This is a genomic window from Bacteroides xylanisolvens XB1A (assembly GCF_000210075.1).
Classification (GTDB): Bacteria; Bacteroidota; Bacteroidia; order Bacteroidales; family Bacteroidaceae; genus Bacteroides; species Bacteroides xylanisolvens.
Genome location: NC_021017.1, coordinates 1,031,207 through 1,035,776, shown reverse-complemented (window position 1 = coordinate 1,035,776; position 4,570 = coordinate 1,031,207). Strand labels below are relative to the sequence as shown.

The window sequence follows — 4,570 nt, the reverse complement described above, 5'->3', positions numbered from 1 at the left end:
AAAACCAGTTCTTGTTTACCACTTCTTTCGAATCTTTCCGGATGGTGACGGATGTGCAGCGTATGCAGCAAGTGATGATTAACCTGCTGTCCAACGCCAACAAGTTTACGAAATGCGGTAAGATCACATTGGACTTTTCTGTGAACGAGGAAACGCAAATGGCTGTCTTCTCGGTGACGGACACCGGATGCGGCATCCCGAAAGAAAAACAGGGACTTGTGTTCGAGCGTTTTGAGAAACTGAATGAATATGCCCAGGGTACCGGACTGGGATTGTCTATCTGTAAATTGATTGTGCACAAATGGAAAGGAAGTATATGGATCGACCCTGACTATACCGGTGGGGCGCGGTTTGTATTCTCTCATCCGTTAAATCTAAATATAGAAAAAGAATGAAACGAATCGTATTAATTTATGGCTTGCTTCTCTGCCTCGCTCTGTCTGTTGCGGCGCAGGAAAAGGTGGTGAAACTGAAGATTGTAGAAACAAGTGATGTACATGGCAATTATTATCCTTATAATTTTATAACCCGCCACGAGTGGAAGGGGAGTCTCGCACGGGTTTATTCTTTCGTGCAGAAAGAGCGCGAACAATATAAGGAGAATCTGATATTGCTGGATAACGGCGATATTTTGCAGGGACAGCCCACTGCCTATTACTATAATTATATAGATACGGTGTCTCCCCATCTTTGCTCGGAAATGATGAATTACATGAAGTATGATGCCGGCAACATGGGTAACCATGACGTGGAAACGGGACGTGCCGTTTTCGACCGTTGGATCACCACTTGTGATTTCCCAGTGTTGGGTGCCAACATCATAGATACATCTACGGGACAGTCCCATCTGGCTCCTTACAAAGTGTTGGAACGTGATGGCGTGAAGATCGTGGTATTGGGAATGATTACTCCTGCCATCCCTGCATGGCTCTCCGAAAACCTGTGGAAAGGATTGCGTTTCGACGATATGGAAGAGACGGCACGCAAATGGATGAAGGTTATCCGTGAAAAAGAGAACCCGGATTTGGTGATCGGCTTGTTCCATGCCGGACAGGAGGCTTTCAAAATGTCGGGCAAATACAACGAGAACGCTTCTCTCAACGTAGCGAAGAATGTGCCGGGATTCGATATCGTATTGATGGGGCACGATCATTCCCGCGAATGTAAGAAGGTGATGAATGTTGCCGGAGACTCGGTGTTGATTATCGATCCGGCCAGCAATGGGATTGTTTTGTCTAATGTAGATGTGACCTTGAAACTGAAAGATGGAAAGGTGCAGAGCAAGGATATCAAGGGTGTCTTGACGGAAACGGAGGCTTACGGAATCAGCGAGGACTTTATGAAGCGTTTTGCCCCGCAATATGAAACGGTGCAGAAGTTCGTTTCGAAGAAGATCGGCACTTTTACCGAAAGTATCTCCACTCATCCTGCTTTCTTCGGCCCTTCTGCCTTTTATCGACCTGATACATACCTTGCAGCTCGACATCACCGGTGCCGACATCTCGTTTGCCGCTCCGCTTTCGTTTGACTCGGAAATAAAGAAGGGGGATGTATTTGTAAGTGATATGTTCAATTTATATAAGTATGAGAACATGCTGTATGTGATGACTCTGTCCGGAAAGGAGATTAAGGATTTCTTGGAGATGTCTTATTATATGTGGACGAACCGGATGAAATCGCCGGAAGATCATCTGCTCTGGTTCAAGGAGAAACGTCGTGAAGGTGCGGAGGATAGAGCGTCTTTCCAGAATTATAGTTTTAATTTCGACTCGGCTTCGGGCATTATTTATACGGTGGATGTCACTAAACCGCAGGGCGAGAAGATAACGATTACAAGCATGGCTGATGGTTCTCCTTTCCGCATGGATAAGATATATAAGGTGGCCTTGAATTCTTACCGTGGCAATGGTGGCGGAGAATTGCTGACGAAAGGGGCGGGCATCCCGCAGGAGAAGTTGAAAGACCGCATTATTTTCTCTACGGATAAGGATCTCCGTTTCTACCTGATGAATTACATTGAGGAGAAAGGAACGATGGACCCGAAAGCGCTCAATCAGTGGAAGTTTGTCCCGGAAAAGTGGACGGTGCCGGCTGCCAAACGTGATTATGAATATCTGTTCCGGTCTGTTCGATAAGTATCTAAAAGTGTTCATTATGTCCGATAATGCTCCCGATTGGCTTGTATATCTGATTAAATGCTGGTATATTTGTCGCCAAAAAAAGAGAGAGTATGGATATTCAAAGTGTTCCGAAAGTAGGTATTTCTTCGGTAGTTCATTCTAAACATATAGATGCCGACAACATTGATGTTGTTGATAATGATATAGCGCTTTTCGATACGGAGAGCGTTATATCGTTGTATAACGGGCCTACCAAACTGGAAGTGTTGACGGTGGGGCTTTGTCTGGAGGGTACCGGTACTTTTAAGATTAGTCTGCGTGAATTTCAATTGTGTCCTGGATTGATGGTGATAGCACTGCCTAATCAGATTATCGAGCAGCGGTATTTCAGTCCCGATTTTAAAGGCATTTTCTTTGCTGTGTCGAAGAACTTGCTGGAAACGTTGCCTAAGATCGGAAATGTGCTTTCTTTGTTTTTCTATCTGAAAGATTATCCGTGTTTCGACCTCACTCCGCACGAGCAGGAGGTGGTGAAGGAGTATCACGCGTTTATCAGGAAACGGTTGAGGAATAAGGAAGCTTTATATCGTAGGGAAGTGGTAATGGGACTGATGCAGGGGTTCTTTTTCGAGCTTTGCACTATTTTTACTAATCATGCACCTGCAAACGCTACTACGATGAAGAATAAAAGCCGGAAAGAGTATATCTTCGAACGCTTTTATGAGTCTCTGGTGGAGTCTTACCAGTCTGAACGCAGCGTAAAATATTATGCCGACCAACTGTGTCTGACGCCGAAACATCTTTCGGGAGTCGTGAAAGAAGTCAGCGGAAAAACGGTGGGAGAGTGGATTGACGAGTTGGTGATTCTGGAAGCGAAAGCCCTCCTGAATTCTTCAAGTATGAATATACAGGAGATTGCCGACCGGCTGAATTTTGCAAACCAGTCTTTCTTTGGGAAATATTTCAAGCATTACACCGGTATGTCTCCAAAAGAATACCGGAAAAGTCGCTAAAATCATAGAACACCGGAGCGTACACGGCTTAGTGTCTCCGGTGTCATCAGAAGATAGGAAGCGATGTGTGCCAGAGGAGCGCGTTTGATGATTTCCGGATGTGTTTCGAGCAGGAGGTTATAGCGTTCGCGAGCGGATTCGAAACGCCAGGAGTCTGCTTTAACCTGTGATACAATTAAAGAGTATTCCAATATCTTTTGATAGAACATGTTGATTTCCCAGTTCTCCCTCGCTAATTTTTGTATCATGTCGCGGGGGAATAAGTAAATAATGGAAGGTTCAAGAGTTTCCACGATTAGCCGGGTGGGTACTTGTTTCAGAAAACTTTCAATGCACATCACGATACATCCTTCGTATGAGAAATGTTCGGTCACGTCTTTCCCGTTTTTGTAATAGTACTGCCTAAGCATGCCTTTTCCTACAAAAACAAGTTCGTGGGCTACTTCTCCTTCGTTGAGCGCTATGGCTCCTTTGGGGAATTCTTCACGAATCAGTATGCTTTCTATCTGCCGTCTTCCTTCTATACTCATCTCCGGAAAGCGGGAATTGACAACAGCATTTACAGTCTCTCTTAATAGTGTATCCATGTCTTTTCTGTCTTGATGTGTGCAAAAATACTAAAAACGGTTGACATAAATCAAGGGTGGTATAAAAAAGATGTATATTTGTCCGCAAAATCAAGAAGTAAGGTGATTATGAATAAGATAATAGGCTTGGCAGTGTTGCTGTTTTGTTTGAGTGGCTGCGTAAGGGATAATGATGCTATTTATTATCCGGTTGGCAACGTGGATGTGGAAAGAGGCGGTCCGGCTTTGGAGGCAGGAAAGGGAGATTTGATAGCCCGAAGTTATAATACCGAAGATTATGTGTTGGACACGCTTGCGCAGTATCCGGGTGACCCGACTCTCGGTAAACTGACATTTATGATTAACCTGAAAAATCAGTTGGCGGATCAGGAAGTAGATGGATTTAATGGCGTCGGCCGGTCTAAACTAACGATGAGCCTTGGATATAAAGACGGTAACTATCCGGTAGAAAGTCAAGTCCCTGTTTATACCTCGTCTGATGTGACTGCCAGTTATGCAATCAAACTCCGCTTGAAAGGGGAATTGACCTTGACGGGAGACGAATGGATGATTGACTATGTGTATGCCCAATTAGCGGGCTTATTCCAGCCTTATCCGCCTACGTCTTTCCCGGAAGTGTTTATGTGTAAAGGAGGTGAGCAACCATTCGCTACTTTCGATTCTTTCCGTAGAACTTGGACATTTGATATAACCTATGATCGTTCCGACCTTTCTTTCAGCCAACTGTATTTCAACTTGTTCGTAAACCTGGCCGGGCAGAGGAGGGAAGAAAGAGTCCGGTTGAGAATAGATAAAGAATCTTGCTTTGAGATCTATAAAGAAAAAGAGGAAATGTAGTTTAACTGCATTT

The 4,570-nt window shown here is 44.4% G+C and carries 4 protein-coding genes and 1 pseudogene; 4 read left to right on the top strand and 1 reads right to left on the bottom strand.

Annotation, left to right across the window (positions count from 1 at the left end):
- The 3 genes and pseudogenes from BXY_RS04405 to BXY_RS04395 all read left to right on the top strand — a co-directional run.
- Positions 1-395: sensor histidine kinase (locus tag BXY_RS04405; RefSeq protein WP_208946761.1), on the top strand; the 395-nt coding region annotated here is incomplete at its 5' end.
- Positions 392-2,135: pseudogene (locus tag BXY_RS04400) on the top strand (bifunctional metallophosphatase/5'-nucleotidase). The gene BXY_RS04405 and the pseudogene BXY_RS04400, both read left to right, overlap by 4 nt.
- 95 nt (positions 2,136-2,230) lie before the next feature.
- Entirely contained in the window at positions 2,231-3,133 is a 903-nt protein-coding gene (locus BXY_RS04395) for a helix-turn-helix domain-containing protein (protein WP_015531278.1), read from the top strand.
- Positions 3,134-3,135: 2 nt separating this feature from the next.
- Here BXY_RS04395 and BXY_RS04390 read toward each other — a convergent pair whose 3' ends face one another.
- The gene (locus BXY_RS04390; RefSeq protein WP_004316331.1) at positions 3,136-3,720 is read right to left on the bottom strand and encodes a Crp/Fnr family transcriptional regulator; all 585 of its coding nucleotides are present in this window, start codon (positions 3,718-3,720) and stop codon (positions 3,136-3,138) included.
- A 15-nt stretch (positions 3,721-3,735) separates the two neighbouring features.
- Here BXY_RS04390 and BXY_RS04385 point away from each other — a divergent pair, with 15 nt between their 5' ends.
- A complete protein-coding gene (locus BXY_RS04385; protein ID WP_015531277.1) occupies positions 3,736-4,557 on the top strand; it encodes a DUF3845 domain-containing protein in 822 nt (273 codons plus the stop codon).
- Positions 4,558-4,570 lie beyond the last annotated feature (13 nt).

Excerpts from the sequence above, each read along its gene's own strand:
- BXY_RS04385 (WP_015531277.1), top strand. The coding sequence starts at position 3,736 with ATGTGTGCAAAAATACTAAAAACGGTTGACATAAATCAAGGGTGGTAT.
- BXY_RS04390 (WP_004316331.1), bottom strand. The coding sequence starts at position 3,720 with ATGGATACACTATTAAGAGAGACTGTAAATGCTGTTGTCAATTCCCGC.
- BXY_RS04395 (WP_015531278.1), top strand. The coding sequence starts at position 2,231 with ATGGATATTCAAAGTGTTCCGAAAGTAGGTATTTCTTCGGTAGTTCAT.